Here is a 19,628-nt window from a genome sequence, read left to right on the forward strand (position 1 = left end):
TTCCCCCGGTGCACCAGGTTGACCACAATGCGGTGTCTTATTCCAGGAATCACAAGGGCGCCGATGAGCAGCCGTTACAGCCTCGCAACCCTGGCGGTCCTGGCCATCCTCACGGCCTCGGCGATGCCTGGCCGGGTCAGCGCCGACCCGGCCCCGGAACTGACCCTGAAGACCGCCGGCGACCGGGAATGGCCGGAAGGCGTCGAGGCCAACCTTCGCACCCTGATCGACCTGAGCCGTTACCCCTGCCGCCCCGGCCCCGGCCAGAAAGCCCTGATCCAGCGCCAGGTACGCGACAACAGCCGCGCCGCCCTGCAGGCACTGGGCTTTTACCAGCCGGTGTTAACGCCGCAATGGCGCGACGCCGATGATGAGCGCTGCTTCGCCCTCACCCTCACGGTCGACCCCGGCGAGCCCACCCGCATCAGCGCCCTGGACATCACCCTCAACGGCGACGCCGCCGGCGACCCGGCGTTCCAGCGCACCATCGACAACGCCGGCCTGGAACAGGGGCAGCGGCTGCGCCACGACCGCTACAGCCGCCTCAAGCAGTCGCTCCAGCAGTTATTGATCAACCGGGGTTACGCCGAGGGCAGCGTCACCCGCCACCGTCTGGAGGTGGACCGGGACCGCCGTGAAGCGCGGGTGGTGCTGCACGTGGACAGCGGCCCGCGCTATCGCTTCGGCGAGATCACCCTGACCGGCGACGACCAGATCAACGAACGGCTGCGCCGCGCCTATCTGCAGTTCGACAGCGGCGAGCCGTTCAGCAACGACAAGCTGCTCGCCACCCAGCAGGCCTACCTGGGCGCCGGCTATTTCAGCGCGGTGCGGCTGGACCGCGGCGAGCCGGACGCGGACAGCCGGACCATCGATGTGAGCATCCACTTCAACCCGCGCAACGAATGGGCGCTGCTGGCCGGCGTCGGTGTCAGCACCGACACCGGCCCGCGCCTGCGGCTGGGCGTGGAGAACCGCCGCGTCAACGCCGCCGGCCACACCGCGCGGGTGGAAACCGAGCTCTCCAGCGTGCGTCAGGGCGTGGGCGCCGGCTACACCATCCCGCTGCGCGACCCGATCAACGAAAAAATCGAGCTGCGCACCCGCTATGTGAATGAAGAGACCGACACCAGCGACAGCGAGATTTTCAGTACCAGCGCCGACTACATCATCAAACTCGACTCCGACTGGGTGGCCACCACCTCGCTGGAATACCTGCGCGAGACCTACACCGTGGCCGACCAGCTCGACCAGGTGGAGCTGGTGATCCCCGGCTTCCAGCTCAGCCGGGTGGAATACGACGACCCGATCTATCCGCGCTTCGGCTGGCGGCTGGGCGGCAAGGTCAGCGGCGCCCACAAGGCGCTGGCCTCGTCGGCGTCGTTCACCCAGTTCGACGGCTGGAGCAAGCTGATCTTTCCGCTGTTCGGCGGCCGGGTCATCACCCGCGGCGAAGTGGGCTACACCGAGGTTTCCGACGTCACCGAACTGCCCGCCTCGATCCGCTTCTTCGCCGGCGGCGACGCCAGCGTGCGCGGCTTCGCCTACGAATCCCTGGGCCCGGTGGACAACGACGGCGAAGTGATCGGCGGCCGCCACCTGCTGGTCGGCAGCCTGGAGTACGACCACCCGATCAGCGAACAGTGGAGCCTGGCGGTGTTCACCGACGCCGGTAACGCCTTCAACAATTTCGACGACTACGAAATCCGCCGCAGCGCCGGCTTCGGGGTGCGCTGGCGCTCGCCGCTGGGCCCGATCCGCGTGGACTTCGCGCGCGGCATCGAAGAAGGCCGGCAATGGCGGCTGCACCTGAGCATGGGGCCGGACCTGTGAAGCGCGCCCTGCTGATCGGCCTGCTGCTGATCCCGTTGCTGCTGATCGGCGCCCTGCTGGCGCTGCTCGGCACCCGGGCCGGCAATCTCTGGCTGCTGGACCGGGCCGGACCCTATCTGCCCGGCGAACTGAGCGTGGAGGAGTGGCGCGGCAACCTGCTCTCCGGTGTCGACGTGGGCGCACTCAACTACCGTCAGGGCGACGCCGAGCAAACCCTGGCCGTGGCGTTGAACGACCTGCACCTGGAACTGGCCCCCGGCGAGCTGCTCGGCGGCTGGCTGGTGATCCAGGCTGTGCGCGCCGAACAGGTGACCCTGACGCTGCCGGCGGGGGTGCCGGAGGAACCGGACGCGCCGCCCTTCGAGCTGCCGGACAACCTGACACTGCCCCTGGGCGTGCGCATCGAAACCCTGTCGGTGGGCCGCTTCACCCTGGCCGGCGAAGCACCGCTGCACATCGACCGCATCGAGGCCCGCGAGCTGGCCGCCTGGCGCAAGCTCAACCTGCCCCGCGTCGCCCTGAGCGTGGCCGACACCCGCCTGCACGCCAATCTCAGCGGCCCGTTAAGCGCCCCCTATGATCTGCGCGGCGAGCTGGACTGGCGGCGCCCGGCGGCGCCGGACGCGGTGCCGCAAACCGCCGGTCGGCTGCGGATCGAGGGCACACCGGAAAACCTCCGGGTGGAACACACACTCTCGGCGCCGGCGCAACTGATCACCGAGGGCGAGCTGGGCTACCGGGACGGTCAGGTGCACCTGGACCTGCGCCATCATTGGCCGGCGCAACCCCTGCCGGTGGAGACCCCGGTGCCGGCGCGCCTGGGCGAAGGCGAGCTCACCACCAAGGGCACCCTGGACCGCGTCCGTCTGCAGGGGCAAACCACCCTCACCGCTGACGGCCGGCCGCTGGCCGTGACCCTGCTCGGCGACGCCGGCCTCGACGGCCTGACCCTGGACACCCTGAGCCTGAAGAACGACGGCCAGAGCCTGACACTGAGCGGCCGCCTGGATTACCAGGACGGCCTGGCCTGGGACCTGGACGCCCAAGGGCAACACCTGAACCCGGCGACCCTGGCGCCGGCCTGGCCCGGCGATCTGACCCTGAAGGCGCGCACCCGGGGCCATTGGCGTGGCGCCGACGACTGGGCCCTGAACGCCGACCCGCTGTCGCTCACCGGCACCCTGCAGGGCGACCCGGTGGCCCTGAACGGCCAGGCCCGCCAGGACACCGGCGGCGATCTGACGGTCACCCTGGACGGCCGCTGGGGCGCGGACCGCCTCAGCGCCCGCGGGCAAGTGGGCGACAGCCTGAACCTGGACGGCACCCTCAACATCGAACGGCTGACACGCTGGTACGGCCCGGCGCGGGGCCGCCTGCGGGCGGACTGGCGCCTGCGCGGCCCGCTCGACGCGCCCCGGCTGAGCGGCACCGCCAACGGTGACGCCCTGGGCTACCAGGACTGGCGGCTGGACACCCTGAGCGCCCGCTTCCAGGACCTCAACGCCGGCGACACGCCCATGAGCCTGGCGCTGGAGGGGCGGGCGCTGAGCCAGAACGGCGAGACCCGGGTGGCGCGCCTGGACGCCGATGTGGAAGGCCGGCGCGGCGACCACCGCCTGCAGGTGGCGGTGGAGAACGACGGCGCCGCCACCGCGCTCACCGCCCAGGCCGGCCTCAACGGTGACCTGGTCTGGTCCGGGCGCCTGCTCGACTGGCGACTGCAGGAGCGACAACTGGGCGTCTGGACCCTGTCGGAGCCGGTGCCCTTTACCCTGGGCGCCGACCGCCAATCCCTGGACAACCTCTGCCTGCAGAGCCGCGACGACCCGGGCCGCTTATGCCTGGCGGGCGACCACGCCGCCAACGGCAGCATCGACGCTAATCTGGAAGTCCGCGACCTGCCCCTGGCGCTGGCCAACCCCTGGCTCGGCGACGGCGTCAAACTGGACGGCCGCCTGCGCGCCGACGCCACCTTCGGCGGCCGCGTCGACCGGCCCCGGGGCCAGTGGTCGCTGAGCCTGGAAGACGCCTCCACCCGCTTCGTCGGCGCCGAGCCGCCGCTGACCCTGGTGTTCCAGCAAGCGGCGCTCACCGGCAACCTGGACAACGACCGTCTCGATCAGCAGCTGGATCTGGTGGTGGCCGACCAGGGCGAAGTGCACGCCCGGGTGGAAAGCGGCCTGAGCCTGGACGCGCCGATGAGCGGCCGGCTGCGCCTGGACATCCCGCGCCTGGACGACCTGGCGCCGTTGCTGCCCCGGGTCGGTGAGCTGCAAGGCCGGGTGCAGGGCGATCTGAACCTGGGCGGTACTCCGGCCGGCCCCAGGCTGGACGGGGAGATCGCGCTGCTCGACGGCCGCGCCACGGTGCCCGACCTGGGCATCAGCGCGGAAAGCGTTCGCCTGGCGGTGACCGGCGACGCCTCCGGCACCCTCAATCTGGACGGCAGCGCCCGGCTGGGCGACGGCACCCTGGAACTGGGCGGCACCTGGACCCCCACCCGCTCACCGCTGGCGATGGACCTGTGGGCGCGCGGCGAGCGCCTGCGGGTCGCCGACCGCGCCGACGCCAAGGTCTACGTTTCGCCGGATCTCGCCCTCAAAGGCGACGGTGACGGCCTGAATCTGAGCGGCACCCTGAACGTGCCGGAGGCCGACCTGAAACCCCGCGAACTGCCCGAGAGCGCGGTCACCGTCAGCGAGGACCAGGTGCTGGTGGACGCCCGCGCCGAGGAGACCACGCCGCTGCCGTTCGCCATGGGCGTCACCGTCACCCTGGGCGACCAGGTGCGCTTCGAAGGGTTCGGGCTGCGCGCCACCCTCACCGGCGAGCTGCGTGTCAGCCAGCAGCCCGGCCAGCCGGCCCAGCTCAACGGCGAGCTGATCATCACCGAGGGCCGCTACCGCGCCTACGGCCAGAACCTGCTGATCGAAAACGGCCGCTTGCTGTTCCAGGGCCAGCCCGACAACCCGGGGCTGGATATCCGCGCGGTGCGCAAGATACCCAGCGAAAACCTGGTGGTGGGGGTGCAGCTGTCCGGCACCCTGCAGGAACCGGACGCGCGCGTCTTCTCCGACCCCAGCCTGGAAGAAAGCGAGGCCATGTCCTATCTGGTTACCGGCCGCTCCTTGAGCCGGGGCTCGCAAAGCGATTCCGCCCAGGTGGCCCAGGCGCTGGCGCTCTACGGTCTGCAAAAAGGCAGCGGCGTCACCGACAAGATCGGCGACACCCTGGGGCTGGACGAAATCTCCATCGGCAGCGACTGGGAAACCTCCGACGCCGCCCTGATGCTCGGCAAACAGATCTCCGACCGCCTCTACCTGACCTACGCGGTGGGCCTGTTCGACGCCATCTCCACCGTCATGCTGCGCTACACCCTGACCCGCCAGCTGCACCTGGAAGCGCAATCCAGCAGCAAATCCCAAGCCATCGACCTGATCTGGGAAAAAGAACTGGAATGAGCAGTTAATAGTGAATAGTTAACAGTTAATAGTTCGCGGGTTGGGGTGGGTGGGTCGTGTGGCGCCGAGGCCGCGCTCAAAGCCTAGTCGCGGCTTCCTGGCTTGAAGCTGCGCGAGCCTCCGCTCGCGCAGCTGTTCACTGTTCACTGTTCACTGTTAACTCTTAACTGTTAACTGCGCGGGATCGCGTACGTGCCGGTGACGTGCGCGACCATCACGTCGTTGCCGTCGCTGTAGAGGCGCACTTCGAGCATGGCGGAGCGGCGGCCCAGGCGGAGGATTTCGGCGTCGCCGATCAGGTCGGCCTGGCCGGGCTTGCTGAGGAAGTTGATGTTGAGGTTCTGGGTCACGGCCATTTCCTGGCCGTCCAGGTTGGCGAGAATGGCGGCGTACATGGCGGCGTCCGCCAGGCTCATCAGGGTGGGGCCGGACACGGTGCCGCCGGGGCGGATCATCGACTCCGTGAACCGGTAGCGCACCCGCGCCCGGTTCTCGCCCACGGACTCCACCACCACGCCCTGCTCCGCCGCCGCCGGCAGGCCGCCGCGGATCAGCGCTTCCACTTGTTTTGCTGTCAGCATGCATCTCTCCCCAAACGAAAGCGGAACATAAAGCGGCACGGCGCGGGCTGCAAGCCACCGGATCATGACACCGCCGCGCCCGGTAGCCCGTCCGCCCCAGTTTGACTAGAATGCCCGATTCGGCTTCCCTCCACTGACACGGAATAAGAAACGCCTCATGCGCACCTCCCAGTACCTGCTCGGCACCGTTAAACAAACCCCCGCGGACGCGGTGGTGGTCAGCCATCAGCTCATGCTGCGCGCCGGCATGGTCCGCAAGCTGGCCTCCGGCCTGTACACCTGGCTGCCATCCGGTCTGCGCGTGCTGCGCAAGGTGGAGCGTATTATCCGCGAGGAAATGGACCGCGCCGGCGCCCAGGAAGTGCTGATGCCGGTGGTGCAGCCCATGGAGCTGTGGGAAGAGTCCGGCCGGGCGCCCGCCTACGGCCCCGAGCTGCTGCGCTTCACCGATCGCCACGACAACCCTTTCTGCCTGGGCCCCACCCACGAGGAAGTGATCACCGATCTGGTGCGCAACGAGATCCACAGCTACAAGCAGCTGCCGGCCAATTTCTATCAGATCCAGACCAAGTTCCGTGATGAGATCCGGCCGCGCTTCGGCATCATGCGTGCCCGCGAATTCACCATGAAGGACGCCTACTCCTTCCACACCGACATGGACTCGCTGGCTCAAACCTACCAGGTGATGCACAACGCCTACTGCGCGATCTTCGACCGGCTGGGCCTGGATTACCGCCCGGTGGAAGCGGACACCGGCGCCATCGGCGGCGCCGCCAGCCATGAATTCCATGTGCTGGCCGAGTCCGGCGAGGACGACATCGCCTTCTCCGACCAGTCCGGCTACGCCGCCAACTTGGAGCTGGCGGAAGCCGTGGCCCCCGCCGGCGAGCGTGCCGCCCCCGGCGCGGACATGGCGCTCACCGACACGCCGGACGCCAGGACCATCGAGCAGTTGGTGCAGCAGTTCGATCTGCCCATCGAGAAGACCGTGAAAACCCTGGTGGTGAAAGGCAGCGAAGGCGGCCTGGTGGCGCTGCTGGTGCGCGGCGACCACGAGCTCAACGACATCAAGGCGGAGAAACTGGACGCCGTGGCCACGCCGATGGCGTTCGCCGAGGAAGAGGAAATCCGCGCCGCCATCGGCGCCGGCCCCGGCTCCCTCGGCCCGGTGAACCTGCCAATTCCCTGCGTGGTGGACCGCAGCGTGGCGCTGATGAGCGACTTCGCCGCCGGCGCCAACCAGGACGGCAAGCACTACTTCAACATCAACTGGGAGCGCGACGTGGCGCTGCCGGAAGTGGCCGACCTGCGCAACGTGGTGGAGGGCGACCCGAGCCCGGACGGCAAAGGCACCCTGACCATCAAGCGCGGCATCGAGGTGGGCCACATCTTCCAGCTCGGCACCAAGTACTCCGAGGCGCTCAACGCCACCGTGCTGGACGACAACGGCCGCTCCGTGGTGATGCCCATGGGCTGCTACGGCATCGGCGTCAGCCGGGTGGTGGCCGCCGCCATCGAACAGAACCACGACGACAACGGCATCGTCTGGCCGGAGGCCATCGCCCCCTTCCAGGTGTCGCTGATTCCGCTCAACATCAAGAAGAGCCCGCGCGAAAAAGAAGTGGCGGAAAAACTCTACGCGGACCTTACCGCCGCCGGCATTGAGGTGCTGTTCGACGACCGCGAAAAAGAGCGCGTGGGCGTGAAGTTCAGCGACGCGGAACTGATCGGCATCCCGCACCGTGTGCTGGTGGCCGAGCGCGGCCTGGACAACGGCGTGCTGGAATACAAGAGCCGGCGCGGCGGTGAAGCCGAAGAGGTTCCCGCGGACTCCATCGTCGACTTCCTCAAGAAGAAGCTGGGACTTTAGCCCTGTGGGAGCGGGCCCCGCCCGCGAAAGGGCGCGCAGCGCCCGGCAGGATTCCAGAGACGTCTTTAACTACCGCCGGCGGGCCATCACCTGGCTCATGGCGGTATCCCCTTGCGCGGTGAGCCGCCACAGCGGCATGCCGCGGCTGTCGTTGTCGGAGGTCTTGTTGATCAGCCCCAGCGCGCGCAGGTGCACCTTGATCTGGTTGAAGGCGTGGCCGGCCAGCACCACGTTGCGCACCGCATGGGCCTTGGGGAAATCCGCCAGCACGTCGTCCAGGGCCTTGCGGGCGATATAGTCTTCCAGCGCTTTCTGCATCACCGGTTCCGAGACCGGGTTCAGCATCAGCGGCGCCACACAGGCGAACACCCGGTTCCAGTCCAGCTCACAGGAAGCCATCGCCACCTTGCAGTCGCCGCCTTCGTACACGTTGCATGAGTAGTCCAGCGTCACCCGGTCCGAGCCCCGCGCCAGATGCCGCGCCGGCGTGCGCTGGCCGCTCAGCCATTCCTCGCGCTCCTTCTCCAGCTCGGCGACCCGGCGGCGCAGGCGTTCCGTTTCACCGCCGGCGCTTTTCTCGACGCTGCCCGACTTCACCCAGCCGGCGGCGGGATGCTGGCGCATCACATCGGGCATCACCTTGGCCACCTGCTCGCTCAGCTCGCGCTCGTCGCGCCAGCGGAACGCCAGGGTTTTGTTCTCCAGCAGCCGGGCGAAATCATCGCGCCGCACCTGCCCTTCACGGCTGTCCTCGCGGGCCTCGGCGGGCAGGCTGAACGGCTGGTCGTGAATAAAGGTGACGATCGGTTTGCGCTTGGTGGCGGCGAAAATGTATTCACGGTGGGTATAGCTGAGCCCCAGCGGTGACAGGGTGCCGTAGCGGCCGCCGAGCAGGATCACGAAATAGTCGCAATCGTCGATCATGCGCTGCACCACCGGCATCAGATTGTTGGTTTCGGCGCTGTGCAAATCCATGCTCATGGGTGCCATGCCGAGATCCAGCAACGGCAGCATCAAGGCCTGGCGCGCGGACTGCATGTCCGGGTAGGTGGTGCTGATGAACACCTGATAGCGTTTCTCGACTGTCACCCTGGTCGATCTCCGCGTTAAGAAGGTTGAAGGCCCGGCTATTAAAGCCGCTGGGCGCGCCGATCACAAGCCGGCGCCGGCCCCCCGGTGAGGATCCGCGCGTTTCATGCTAGCCTCCAAGTCCGACCGCTGAAACCGGAACCTGGATGCCATGAAGACCATCGCCTTTTACAACCTGAAAGGAGGGGTGGGTAAAACAGCCACGGCCGTGAACATGGCCTGGCACGCGGCCCGCTGGAAACACCGCACCCTGCTCTGGGATCTCGACCCGCAAGGCGCCGCCAGTTTTTACCTGGGCGTGGACCAGGACAACCCGGGCTATAAAGCCGGCAGCCTGTTGAAGGGCAAGCAACCGGTGGGCCGCCTCAAGCGCGAGACCCGCTGGCCGCACCTGGACGTGGTGCCCGCCGACATCAGCATGCGCAACGCGGACGTCAAACTGGCGGAAAGCGGCGGCGGCAAGAACCGCCTCAAGGAACTGATCGCGCCGTTCGGCGAATCCTACGAACTGACGCTGCTGGACTGCCCACCGACACTCAGCCCGCTGGCGGAAAGCGTGTTCGCCGCCGCCGACTACCTGTTCGTGCCGGTGATCCCCACCCACCTGTCCCTGCGCGCCTTCGAGCAAGTGCTCGACTGGATCGACGGCAAGAAGATCAAGAACCTGCAGGTGGTGCCGTTTTTCAACATGGTGGACCGCCGCCGGGACCTGCACGTGCAGATGCTGGTCAAGCGCCCGGCACTGATGAAAAACGGCCTCAAGACCTGGATTCCCTACTCCACCCATGTGGAGCAGATGGGCGACCACCGCGCCCCGGTGGGCGAGTTCGCCCCCTACACGCCGGCCGCCCAGGCGTTCCGCGCGCTCTGGTTCGAGGTGCTCGGCCGCCTCAAGCTGTAAGCGTCAGCTCTCCAGCGGATTGGCGCGCCGGATCAGCGTGTCGATGTCCAGGCCGCGCGGCAGGCTGCCGTAGTTGCGGGTGTGCCCGCCGCCCAGCCGCGCGGCGATAAACGCCTCGCTCACCGAGTCGTTACCCGCCTTCACCAGCAGCGCGCTCTGCATGGTCAACGCCATGCGGTCCACCAGATCGCGGGCGCGGAACTCAATCTGCTCCGGGTCGGCCAGCTCTTTCTTGAGGTCGTTGATAGCGTTGTCCAGGGTGGCGTTCCGGCCCTGGGCGCCGGCCAGCTCCTCGAACCAGGTGTCCACCACCGCCGGGCTCTTGTTCATGGCGCGCAGCACATCCAGCGCCTGCACATTGCCGGAGCCTTCCCAGATCGCGTTGATCGGCGCGTCCCGGTACAGCCGGGCGAGAATGAAATTCTCGGTGACGCCGTTGCCGCCCAGGCACTCCATCGCCTCGTAGGCGTGGTGTGGGGTGCGCTTGCAGATCCAGTATTTGCCCACGGCGGCGCCCAGCCGGGTGAACAGTTTCTCGTGCTCGTCGTCCAGGTTATCCAGGGCCCGCGCCATGCGCAGGGTCATCGCCACCGAGCCTTCCACCTCCAGCTGCAGGTCGGCGATCACATTGCGCATCAGCGGCTGGTCGAGCAGCGTCTCGCCGAAGGCGGCGCGGTTGGCGGCGTGGTGCACCGCCTGGGCCACCACCTGGCGCTGGCCGCCGGACGAGCCGATCATGCAATCGAAGCGGGTCATCGCCACCATCTCGATGATCGCCGGCACGCCGCGGCCCTCTTCGCCGACCATCCAGCCGTGGGCGCCGCGCAACTCCACCTCGGAGGAGGCGTTGGAGACATTGCCCATCTTGTTCTTGAGGCGCTGCACCTGCAGCGGGTTCTTGCTACCGTCCTCGCGCCAGCGCGGCACCAGGAAACAGCTCAGACCGCCCGGCGACTGGGCCAGCATCAGGAAGGCGTCGCACATCGGCGCGGACATGAACCACTTGTGGCCCACCAGTTCGTAGAGCTCACCGGAACCGCCGGCACCGACAGGATGGGCGCGGGTGGTGTTGGCGCGCACGTCCGAGCCGCCCTGCTTCTCGGTCATGCCCATGCCGATGGTCAGCGCCTGTTTGTCGTGATGGCTGACATTACGGCCATCGTAGCCGCGGGCGGTGACCTTGGGCAGCCAGCGCTCGGCGAGGGACGGCGTCAGCCGCAGGCTCGGCACCGACGCGAAGGTCATGGTGATCGGACAGCCGTGGCCGCCTTCCACCTGGGCGTGCATGTAGTACTTGGCGGCGCGCAGCACCTGGGCACCCGGCCCCGGATCGGTCCAGGGCGAGGAATGCAGGCCTTCCCGCGTCGCCATGTCCATCAGCTTGTGATAGGCCGGGTGGTAATTGACCTGGTCCACCCGGTGGCCGTAGCGGTCGTGGGTCTCGAACTCCGGCTTGTTGGCGTTGGCCTGGTAGCCCCACTCGATCACCTCCGGGCGGGTGGTCTCGAAACCGTAGCGGTCCAGCTCCTCGACGCCGCGCTCGCCGCCTTCGCGCAGCACCGCGTCGTAGAGCGCGGTGTCGCCCCGGAAGGCGTTGTAATCCTGCAGCGGCGTGGCCTGGTTGAACACCTCATGGGTGTTGGCCAACGCGTCCAATTGGGACGTGGTTTGTTCCGCGTTCATGGCTTTCTCTTGAGCGTTCATGACTTTCTCTTGAGCGTTCATGACTGTTTCTCCCCGGCTTTGCGCCGCACATAGAGGACTTTCTCCACCCGGGCCACGGCCTCGCCGGCGCCGTCGCGCACGGTGACCTCCCAGGTGGGCAGATACTTTTCGCCACCGGCGGTGGCGGCCTTTACCTCATCGATCATCGCCTGGGTCAGTTCGAACTCGGCGAACACCCGGCCCTTGCCCGGGCGCAGAAAATCGATCGTCGCGCTCTTATCCCAGACGATGTAATCGCGCCCCAGGTTGTTCATCAGCATCAGCATGTAGAACGGGTCCGTCATGCTGTACAGGCTGCCGCCGAAGTGGGTGCCCACATAGTTGCGGTTGTACCAGTGCATGCCCATGGACACGCGCACCCGGCGGAAATCCGCGCTCAGTTCCTCGACCCGCACGCCGGCGCCCAGGAAAGGCCCGTACAGCAACAGCCCCCGGCGCAGGCCGGCGGCCCCGGAAAACAGCTTTTTCAGTGGATTGCTCATGGCGCGCTCTCCGTATCGCCGGACCCGGGCACGGACGCGGCACCGGCCACGCCCACCGCCCGCAAACAAAACGCCGCCAGGTGATCGGCCAGGCCGGCATCATTCAGGGGCGCCGCCAGCGGCCCCACCAGCGCCTCGGCAATGGCGCCCACCAGGGCCGCCGCCGCCAGCGCCGTGGACTGCGGCGGCAGCTCACCGGCCGCCACGCCCTGGTCCAGCACCCGCTGGTACAGGGCCGCGTAGGCGGCGCGATAGCGCAACCGCTCGGCGTCCACCTCCGGCTCCACCGGCTCGGCGATCAGCGCCCAGGCCAGCCGCGGCGCCGCCAGCGCCCGGCGGGCGAACAGCCGCAACGCCCGCTCCAGCCGCGCCGAGGCATTGCCGCCGCCGGCCAGCGCCCGGTCCACCGCGTCCACTTCCCGCTGGGTGGCCACCGCGAACACCGCCGCCGCCAGGGTCGCCTTATTATCGAAATAGCGGTAAAGCGTGCCGACGCCCACGCCGGCGCGGTCCGCCACCGTCTGCATGGTCATGGCGGCGAAGCCACCGTCGCGCACCAGGGTCTCGGCGGTGCGCAGCAACGCCTCGCGCTGCGCCGCCTTGCGCGCCTTGACCTGCGCCGTCTCTCTATACGCCATTCGCGTTCGCCATGATCGGAATCCTGATTCCAGCCTTTCAAGGATTGAATCACGGTTCCGATCTTCAGGCAAGGGCGCTATCGGTGCTCCGTATCCGAGACGCGGTGCAGCGGAACCGCCACGGGGCATAACACCGCCGGGCCCTCCAGGTAGGGGGAGCTTGGAATCTTCCAAGGAGCGCCGGGATCGGGTGTGCCCGTCCAGGACCGTGTTTGGCCAGGGATGGCCAAACGCCGAGCCTACAGGGATGTACTCGTGGCGTGTCCTGGACGGGCACACCCTATCCCGGTGCGGGCTTTCTGGAGGGAGAAGCCTCTGGAATCCTGCCGGGTGGCTAAAGCCACCCTTTCGCGGGCAGGGCCCGCTCCCACAAGCCCGCTCCCACAAGGGTCAGCCTAGTGCAACACCAACCCGAGGGCGGCCATCGCCACCACCAGGACCAGCAACGGCACCCGCCCCGACCGCAAGGCCAGGAACCCGAGCACCACCAGGGCCAGGTCGCGGGGGCCGGCCACCGCCGACAGGAACACCGGCTGATACAGGGCCGCCAGCAGCAGACCGACCACCGCCGCGTTGATGCCGGCCACCGCGCCGGCCATGGCGGGCCGGGCCGCCAGGGCGCGCCAGGCGTCGCTGAGCGCCAGCACCAGCAGGAAGCCGGGCAGGAAGATGGCCAGGGTGGCCACGCCGGCCCCCAGCCACGGGCTGGCCGGCGCCAGCTGCGCGCCCAGATAGGCGGCCAGTGAGAACATCGGCCCGGGCACCGCCTGGGCGGTGGCGTAGCCGGTGAGGAACTGGTCCTGGCTCATGGCGTCGCCGACAAAGCCTTCCAGCAGCGGCAACACCACATGGCCGCCGCCGAACACCAGCGCCCCGGCGCTGTAGAAGTCCCGGGCCAGCCCGCCCAGGGTGCCGCCGCCGATCAGCCACAGCAGCAGCCAGACGGCGGCGAACAGGCCGAACGGCAGCCAGGCCACCCGGCTTTCGCCGGCGCCCGCGTCCTCCGGCGCCGCCGAGGGCTTCAGCCAGTGGCGGCCGATCAGCGCCGCCACCAGCAACGCCAGCAACTGCACACCGACGCCGGGGAACAGCCACAGCATCACCGCCGTGGCCAGGGCCACGCCACGGGTGAAGCGGTCGCGGCAGAATTTGCCGCCCAGGTTCAGCACCGCATCGGCCACCACCACCACCGCCAGCCATTTCAGGCCGCTGACCAGGCCGTTCAGCCAGGCCTCGGGCAGCCGGGTGGCGTACAGGGCCACCATCACCATGATCAGGAAAGACGGCAGGGTGAATCCCAGGAAAGCCGCAACGCCGCCGGCCAGCCCGCCCCGGTGACGGCCGATGGCGAAACCGAGCTGGCTGGACGCCGGCCCGGGCAGAAACTGTGTCAGGGCCAGCAGACGGGCGTAGGTGGCCTCGTCCAGCCAGCCCAGCCGCACCACGAAGCGGCGGTGGAAATAGCCCACATGGGCGGCGGGACCACCGAAGCTGATACAGCCCAGCCACAGGAATTCCCAGAATACCTTCCCGAATCTCATAGCCATTCTCTTAAACCGACGAAAGCCCGATCTTAAAACAGGGGGCGACAATAACGGAAAAGGGTGTCAGCCGGATGTCAGTGTGGCGGCGGGCGGGTATACTCGCCGCCATGCAACGCGACGCCCTCTCCGTTTTACAGCACGTCTTCGGTTATCACGACTTCCGTGGCGAACAACGCGCCATCATCGACAACCTGATCGACGGCGACGACGCCCTGGTGCTGATGCCCACCGGCGGCGGTAAATCCCTGTGCTACCAGATCCCGTCGCTGGTGCGCGACGGCGTGGGCGTGGTGGTGAGCCCGCTGATCGCGCTGATGCAGGATCAGGTCAGCGCGCTCAATGCGCTGGGGGTGCGCGCCGCCTTCCTGAATTCCACGCTCAGCGCCGAGCAGAGCCAGTCCCTGCAGCAGCAGGTACGCAACGGCGAGCTGGACCTTCTCTATGTGGCGCCGGAACGGCTGATCCAGCCGCGCACCCTGGAGCTGCTGCATCAGTCGCCGCTGGCGCTGTTCGCCATCGACGAGGCCCACTGCGTGTCGCAATGGGGCCACGACTTCCGCAGCGACTATCTGCAGCTCTCCCTGTTGCACCGTGAATTCCCCAAGGTGCCGCGCATCGCGCTCACCGCCACCGCGGACCCGCGCACCCGCACGGAAATCGCCGAGCGCCTGGACCTCACCGGCGCGCGCCACTATGTGTCCAGCTTCGACCGGCCCAATATCCAGTACCGCATCGAACGCAAGGACGGCGCCCGCAAACAACTGCTGCGCCTGCTGCGCGCCGAACACGCCGGCGAGGCGGGCATCGTCTACTGCCTGTCGCGCAACAAGGTGGACCAGACCGCCCAGTGGCTCACCGACCAGGGCATCCCCGCCCTGCCCTACCACGCCGGCCTGAGCGGCGCGATGCGCGCCGACCACCAACAGCGCTTTTTGCGCGAGGACGGCCTGGTGATGGTGGCCACGGTGGCGTTCGGCATGGGCATCGACAAACCGGACGTGCGCTTCGTCGCCCACCTGGATCTGCCGAAAAGCATCGAAGCCTACTACCAGGAGACCGGCCGCGCCGGCCGTGACGGCGAGCCCGCCACCGCCTGGATGGCCTACGGCCTGGAAGACGCCATCCGCCACAAGCAGATGCTGGCGCAGTCGGAAGGCAACGAGCAGTTCAAACGCCACGAACACCAGCGCCTGGAAGCGATGCTGGGGCTCTGCGAAGTCACCCACTGCCGCCGTCAGGCGCTGCTGCACTACTTCGGCGAAAACCTGGAGCAGCCGTGCGGCAACTGCGACACCTGCCTGAACCCGCCGCAGACCTTCGACGCCACCGAAGCGTCGCAAAAGGCGCTCAGCTGTGTGTTCCGCACCGGCCAGCGTTTCGGCGTCAACCATCTGGTGGACGTGCTCACCGGCAACCGCAGCGACAAAGTGGCCGCCGCCGGCCACGACCACGTCTCCACCTGGAACATCGGCGGCGAGTTCTCCGCCAGCCAGTGGCGCGCCATCTACCGGCAACTGGTGGCGCGCGGCCTGCTCGCCGTGGACGCGGACGGCTACGGCGCCCTCAAGCTCACCGAAACCTGCCGCCCCTACCTGCGCGGTGAAGTGCCGCTGCATCTGCGCAAGGACGCGGCCAAATCCGCCGAGCGCACCCGCCGCAGCAAGCCGCAGGTGGCGGAAGCGGACCGCCAGCTCTGGGAGGCGCTGCGCGCCCGCCGCAAGCAGCTGGCGGAGGAGGAAGGCGTGCCGCCCTATGTGATCTTCCACGACGCCACCCTGATGGACATGCTCGCCCTGCGTCCCCGCGACCGCTATGAGATGGCCGCCGTCAGCGGCGTCGGCGACCGCAAGCTGGAAGCCTACGGCGACGCCTTCCTGGCCGTCCTCGAAGAGCACACCGACGCCGCCTCCTGACCCGCTGGAAGAAAGGGTCATTGCGCCATCGAAAGTCCGGACTTACGGTAAATGCCTCCTTTTTCGACGCGAGCGGCACCATGGACTATCTGCGCACCCCGGACACCTGTTTCGAGAACCTGCCCGGCTATCCCTGGGCGCCCCACTACGCCCAGGTCGACGACGGCGAAGGCCACGAGATGCGCATGCATTACCTGGACGAAGGCGAGCGCGACGCTCCGGTGGTGTTGATGCTGCACGGCGAGCCGTCCTGGAGTTACCTTTACCGGCACATGATCGAGCCGGTGGTGGCCGCCGGCTACCGTGTGATCGCGCCGGACCTGATCGGCTTCGGCCGCTCGGACAAGCCGGTGAACCGCGAGGACTACACCTACAACCGGCACGTGGGCTGGGTGCGCAGCCTGCTGCTGGATCACCTGGACCTGCGCGACATCACCCTGATCTGCCAGGACTGGGGCGGCCTGATCGGGCTGCGCCTGGTGGGCAATCACCCCGAGCGCTTTGCCCGGGTGATCGCCGCCAATACCTTCCTGCCGGACGGCGAGCACGATCCCGGCGAGGCGTTCCGCAAGTGGCGGGACTTCTCGCAGACGGTGCCCGAGTTTCCGGTCAGCATGATCATCCAGGGCGCCACCACCACGGAGCTGCCGGCGGCGGTGCTGGCCGCCTACGACGCCCCCTTCCCGGAGGAGCGCTACAAGGCCGGTGCCCGCCAGTTCCCGGCGCTGGTGCCGGACCGCCCGGACGCGCCGGGCGCCGCCGAGAACCGTGAAGCCTGGCAATCGCTGATGGCGTTCGACAAGCCGTTCATCACCGCCTTCAGCGACAAGGACCCGATCACCGCCGGCGCCGACGCGGTGCTGCGCAAGCTGATTCCCGGTTGCCAGGGCCAGCCGCACACCACCATCGAGAACGGCGGCCACTTCCTGCAGGAAGACCAGGGCGAAGCCCTGGCCCGGGTGCTTACTGACCTCGCACGCGACGCTTGATCGGCGAGGCGAACTGCAGGATCAAAAAGTTGATCAGCGACAGCACGATGGCGATCTCGTAACGGTTGAACGCCACTGACACGCCAATGGCCCCGGTATTCCACATGCTGGCGGCCGTGGCGGTACCGGTGACATTGGCGCCTTCCTTGAGAATGGCGCCGCCGCCGATAAAGCCCATGCCGGTGATAATGCCGTACATCACCCGCGCCTGGGCGCCGTCGTCACCGCCGAACATCTGCAGCCCCACCAGCATGTAGCCGCAAGCGGCCACCGCCACCAGCGGGAAGGTGCGCAGCCCGGCCCCTTCGGCCCGGTGCTCCCGGTTCCAGGCCACCGGCAGCGCGATCAGGAACGCCATGCCGAGCTGTATCAGGTGAGTCAGTATCTGATGCCAATCGAGGGTGTCCATAGCCGTCCTTCAAAGTCGCCCTTCAAATAAAATTCACTATACCGTTATAAGCTTGACGCTTTCGTCACGCATGGTTTCCCCGGGTTTTATTTATTATTTATGGGGAAAAAACATGAAAAAAATGCCTTTCTCGCTGGCCACCGGCCTGCTGGCGGCGACGCTGGCCGGCTGTGGCGGCGATTCGTCCAGTTCCGACGGCACCTCCGGCGGCGGTAACGGCAACACCACGCCGCCCGCCACCGCCTCGACCCTGAAAATCGGCCTGCTGCCGGACACCCAGGGCGGCGGCGACAACGTCTCCATGCACCCGATGAAAGCGGTGCTCGACAAAGAGCAGGAGCTGGGCGTGGACATCGTGATCCCGGTGGGCGACCTCACCGACCACGGCACCACCCGGGAATTCGAGCAGTGGACCTCCGTGGCGGAGAGCTACCGCGACGCCGGCATCGAGTTCCTGCCGCTGATGGGCAACCACGAAGACAGCTACGCCTACTCGGTGGAGTGGATCGAGAACATGAAGCACTACATCCCCGAGGATGCGGTGCACATGGCCGGCGCCCAGTACCTGAACTACTACGTGATCCGCGACAACGTGATGATCATCCTGCTCAAGTACTACAACCTGCCGATCGCCTTCGAGTGGATCAAGCAGGAAGTGGCCGCCAATGAAGACAAATTCGACCACCTGGTGATCGCCAGCCACGACGGCCTGATCGGCGCCAAATACGGCGAAACCCGGGAAATGATCGTCGAGGGCACCAAGGGCGACAACGCCCTGATGGACATGTGGGACGACATCCGCGCCTTCTTCGCCCGTTACGACGTGCTCTGGGTGCAGGGCCACGAGCACATGTACCAGCGCTCCGTGGTGACCGCGCCGATCTGGGTCGATCCGTCGTCCTGGACCACCGCCGACGGCAACTACCGCCTGCCGCAGTACACCCAGATCATGTCCGGTAACGCCTCTTATAAAGGCTACGAGTTCCGCTACGGCGAACGGGAACTGGTGCAGCGCATCGTGCAGCAGAAGATGAACACCCGCAGCAACGGCTCACCGGCCTATGACGCCAATGCCTCGGTGCTCACCTTCCACGGCGACCGGGTGGATTACGAGTCCTGGTTCGTGGAGCACACCATCGGCAGCAACGAGGACGGCGTCAAGGAACTGGCCGACCCGCAATGGAAGCTGCTGGACCGCTTCACCCGCACCAAGAACCGCTGCGAGCGGCTGGTCTACCCCAACTCCATCCCCGAGGGCACCCGCCCGGTGATGTACCTGGACGCCAGCTACGTCAGCAACGACTGCACCGGCGACGACGGCAGCGTGGCGCGCATGGTGGCCGGCACCAACGACACCTTCAACCGGGTGGAAAGCCGCACCCGCGACATGGGCGTGACCCCCGGCTTCAGCCGCGCCGAGACGGTTACCGACCTGATGCGCCTGGGCTACCAGTTCCTGTTCCAGTACCACCAGCCCTGGACCCCCAACCTGAACGGTGAAAACCGTCTGGTACCGCTGAACGAAACGGAAGTGGAAATCCCGGAAACCACCATCGACCTGAAAGAGCTGGTCACCATGAGCTGGCAGCAGAGCGACGGGGAAACCGCTTCCGACATCCTCATCATCAGCGGCACCCAGAACCAGACCGGCACCTACTCGAGCGCCTATGGCGCGGTGAAGGACATCGAAACCATGGTCGGCCTGCCCGGCAGCCAGCCCGACGGCACCGCCAAGCAGCCGCACACCCTGCCCGCCGGCGCCAGCAAGGACTGGGACCTGGCCACCGCCGTCGCCGACGCCTACGCGCTCACCTTTGACGCCCCGGAAGGCAGCAACGTGGACAGCCTGAACCTGGGCGTGCGCACCGCCGAGGGCTGGCAGCCCCTGGCCAGCGCCGACTGTCTGGTGGAAGGCCCATTCGACGGCGGCTACCTGAGCACCCCGCCGACGCGTCCCGACGCCTGCGCGGACCAGCCCCTGGTCGGCATCGACCCGGACCACGGCCGCCGCTTCTGGGCCGTCCTGCAACAGGACGCCGAACTCGCCCTGCTGCGCCGCTAACCACCCCCCGCCCGCCCCGTTTCAGGGGCGGGCTTCCCCGGCCGCCCACAAATAACACTCGTACCCAGCCCCACAATCCGTTAGGCTTGCCCGCCCTTCGGGCTACGCCCTCCTTGTTTTCTGAAAGACTC

14 protein-coding genes are annotated in these 19,628 nt (G+C 67.6%); 7 read left to right on the forward strand and 7 right to left on the reverse strand.

The features are described 5' to 3' along the window. Positions 1-63: 63 nt before the first annotated feature. Together ACMG4O_RS13490 and ACMG4O_RS13495 are read left to right on the forward strand one after the other, a co-directional pair. Entirely contained in the window at positions 64-1,833 is a 1,770-nt protein-coding gene (locus tag ACMG4O_RS13490) for an autotransporter assembly complex protein TamA (RefSeq protein ID WP_370183345.1), read from the forward strand. Further along, positions 1,830-5,294 (forward strand): translocation/assembly module TamB domain-containing protein, encoded by a 3,465-nt coding sequence (locus ACMG4O_RS13495; RefSeq protein ID WP_414433950.1) that lies wholly within the window; start codon positions 1,830-1,832, stop codon positions 5,292-5,294. The genes ACMG4O_RS13490 and ACMG4O_RS13495 overlap by 4 nt, the downstream gene beginning before the upstream one ends. 170 nt (positions 5,295-5,464) lie before the next feature. Here ACMG4O_RS13495 and ACMG4O_RS13500 read toward each other — a convergent pair whose 3' ends face one another. Beyond that, complete coding sequence (locus ACMG4O_RS13500) at positions 5,465-5,875, reverse strand: PaaI family thioesterase (protein WP_335629280.1); 411 nt, start codon at positions 5,873-5,875, stop codon at positions 5,465-5,467. Between the two features lie 157 nt (positions 5,876-6,032). Between ACMG4O_RS13500 and ACMG4O_RS13505 the strand changes: the two genes are divergently transcribed. Then, positions 6,033-7,745 carry a proline--tRNA ligase gene (locus ACMG4O_RS13505; protein ID WP_414433951.1) on the forward strand — a complete coding sequence of 571 codons (1,713 nt, stop codon included), beginning with the start codon at positions 6,033-6,035 and terminating at the stop codon, positions 7,743-7,745. Between the two features lie 69 nt (positions 7,746-7,814). On the opposite strand, the gene ACMG4O_RS13510 is transcribed toward ACMG4O_RS13505, so the two are convergent. Next, positions 7,815-8,834: a DUF4062 domain-containing protein gene (locus ACMG4O_RS13510; protein ID WP_255442422.1), complete on the reverse strand. Its 1,020-nt coding sequence runs from the start codon at positions 8,832-8,834 to the stop codon at positions 7,815-7,817. Positions 8,835-8,985: 151 nt separating this feature from the next. On the opposite strand from ACMG4O_RS13510, the gene ACMG4O_RS13515 reads away from it, so the two are divergent. Beyond that, on the forward strand, positions 8,986-9,735 hold the full coding sequence (locus ACMG4O_RS13515) for a ParA family protein (protein WP_142948709.1): 750 nt from the start codon (positions 8,986-8,988) through the stop codon (positions 9,733-9,735). Positions 9,736-9,738: 3 nt separating this feature from the next. Here the strand turns inward: ACMG4O_RS13515 and ACMG4O_RS13520 are convergent, their stop codons facing one another. The 4 genes from ACMG4O_RS13520 to chrA form a co-directional block, all read right to left on the reverse strand. After that, on the reverse strand, positions 9,739-11,418 hold the full coding sequence (locus ACMG4O_RS13520; RefSeq protein ID WP_335629277.1) for an acyl-CoA dehydrogenase family protein: 1,680 nt from the start codon (positions 11,416-11,418) through the stop codon (positions 9,739-9,741). 38 nt (positions 11,419-11,456) lie between these two features. Next, entirely contained in the window at positions 11,457-11,942 is a 486-nt protein-coding gene (locus ACMG4O_RS13525; RefSeq protein ID WP_194855459.1) for a DUF4442 domain-containing protein, read from the reverse strand. Continuing rightward, a complete protein-coding gene (locus ACMG4O_RS13530; protein WP_414433952.1) occupies positions 11,939-12,580 on the reverse strand; it encodes a TetR/AcrR family transcriptional regulator in 642 nt (213 codons plus the stop codon). Before ACMG4O_RS13530 ends, ACMG4O_RS13525 begins: the two co-directional genes overlap by 4 nt. 395 nt (positions 12,581-12,975) lie before the next feature. Next, entirely contained in the window at positions 12,976-14,121 is a 1,146-nt protein-coding gene (gene chrA, locus ACMG4O_RS13535; protein WP_414433953.1) for a chromate efflux transporter, read from the reverse strand. Between the two features lie 110 nt (positions 14,122-14,231). On the opposite strand from chrA, the gene recQ reads away from it, so the two are divergent. Both recQ and ACMG4O_RS13545 read left to right on the forward strand, forming a co-directional pair. After that, entirely contained in the window at positions 14,232-16,037 is a 1,806-nt protein-coding gene (gene recQ / locus ACMG4O_RS13540) for a DNA helicase RecQ (protein ID WP_414433954.1), read from the forward strand. 80 nt (positions 16,038-16,117) lie between these two features. Next, on the forward strand, positions 16,118-17,026 hold the full coding sequence (locus tag ACMG4O_RS13545) for a haloalkane dehalogenase (RefSeq protein ID WP_370203619.1): 909 nt from the start codon (positions 16,118-16,120) through the stop codon (positions 17,024-17,026). Here ACMG4O_RS13545 and ACMG4O_RS13550 read toward each other — a convergent pair. Then, a complete protein-coding gene (locus tag ACMG4O_RS13550; protein WP_194855464.1) occupies positions 17,001-17,435 on the reverse strand; it encodes an MgtC/SapB family protein in 435 nt (144 codons plus the stop codon). The two genes, ACMG4O_RS13545 and ACMG4O_RS13550, sit on opposite strands and share 26 nt — an antisense overlap. A 112-nt stretch (positions 17,436-17,547) precedes the next feature. Between ACMG4O_RS13550 and ACMG4O_RS13555 the strand changes: the two genes are divergently transcribed. Next, the gene (locus ACMG4O_RS13555) at positions 17,548-19,497 is read left to right on the forward strand and encodes a metallophosphoesterase family protein (RefSeq protein ID WP_142948723.1); all 1,950 of its coding nucleotides are present in this window, start codon (positions 17,548-17,550) and stop codon (positions 19,495-19,497) included. The last annotated feature ends 131 nt before the right edge of the window (positions 19,498-19,628 follow it).

This window comes from Alloalcanivorax venustensis, from assembly GCF_047495515.1.
In the GTDB taxonomy this organism is placed as follows: domain Bacteria; phylum Pseudomonadota; class Gammaproteobacteria; order Pseudomonadales; family Alcanivoracaceae; genus Alloalcanivorax; species Alloalcanivorax venustensis.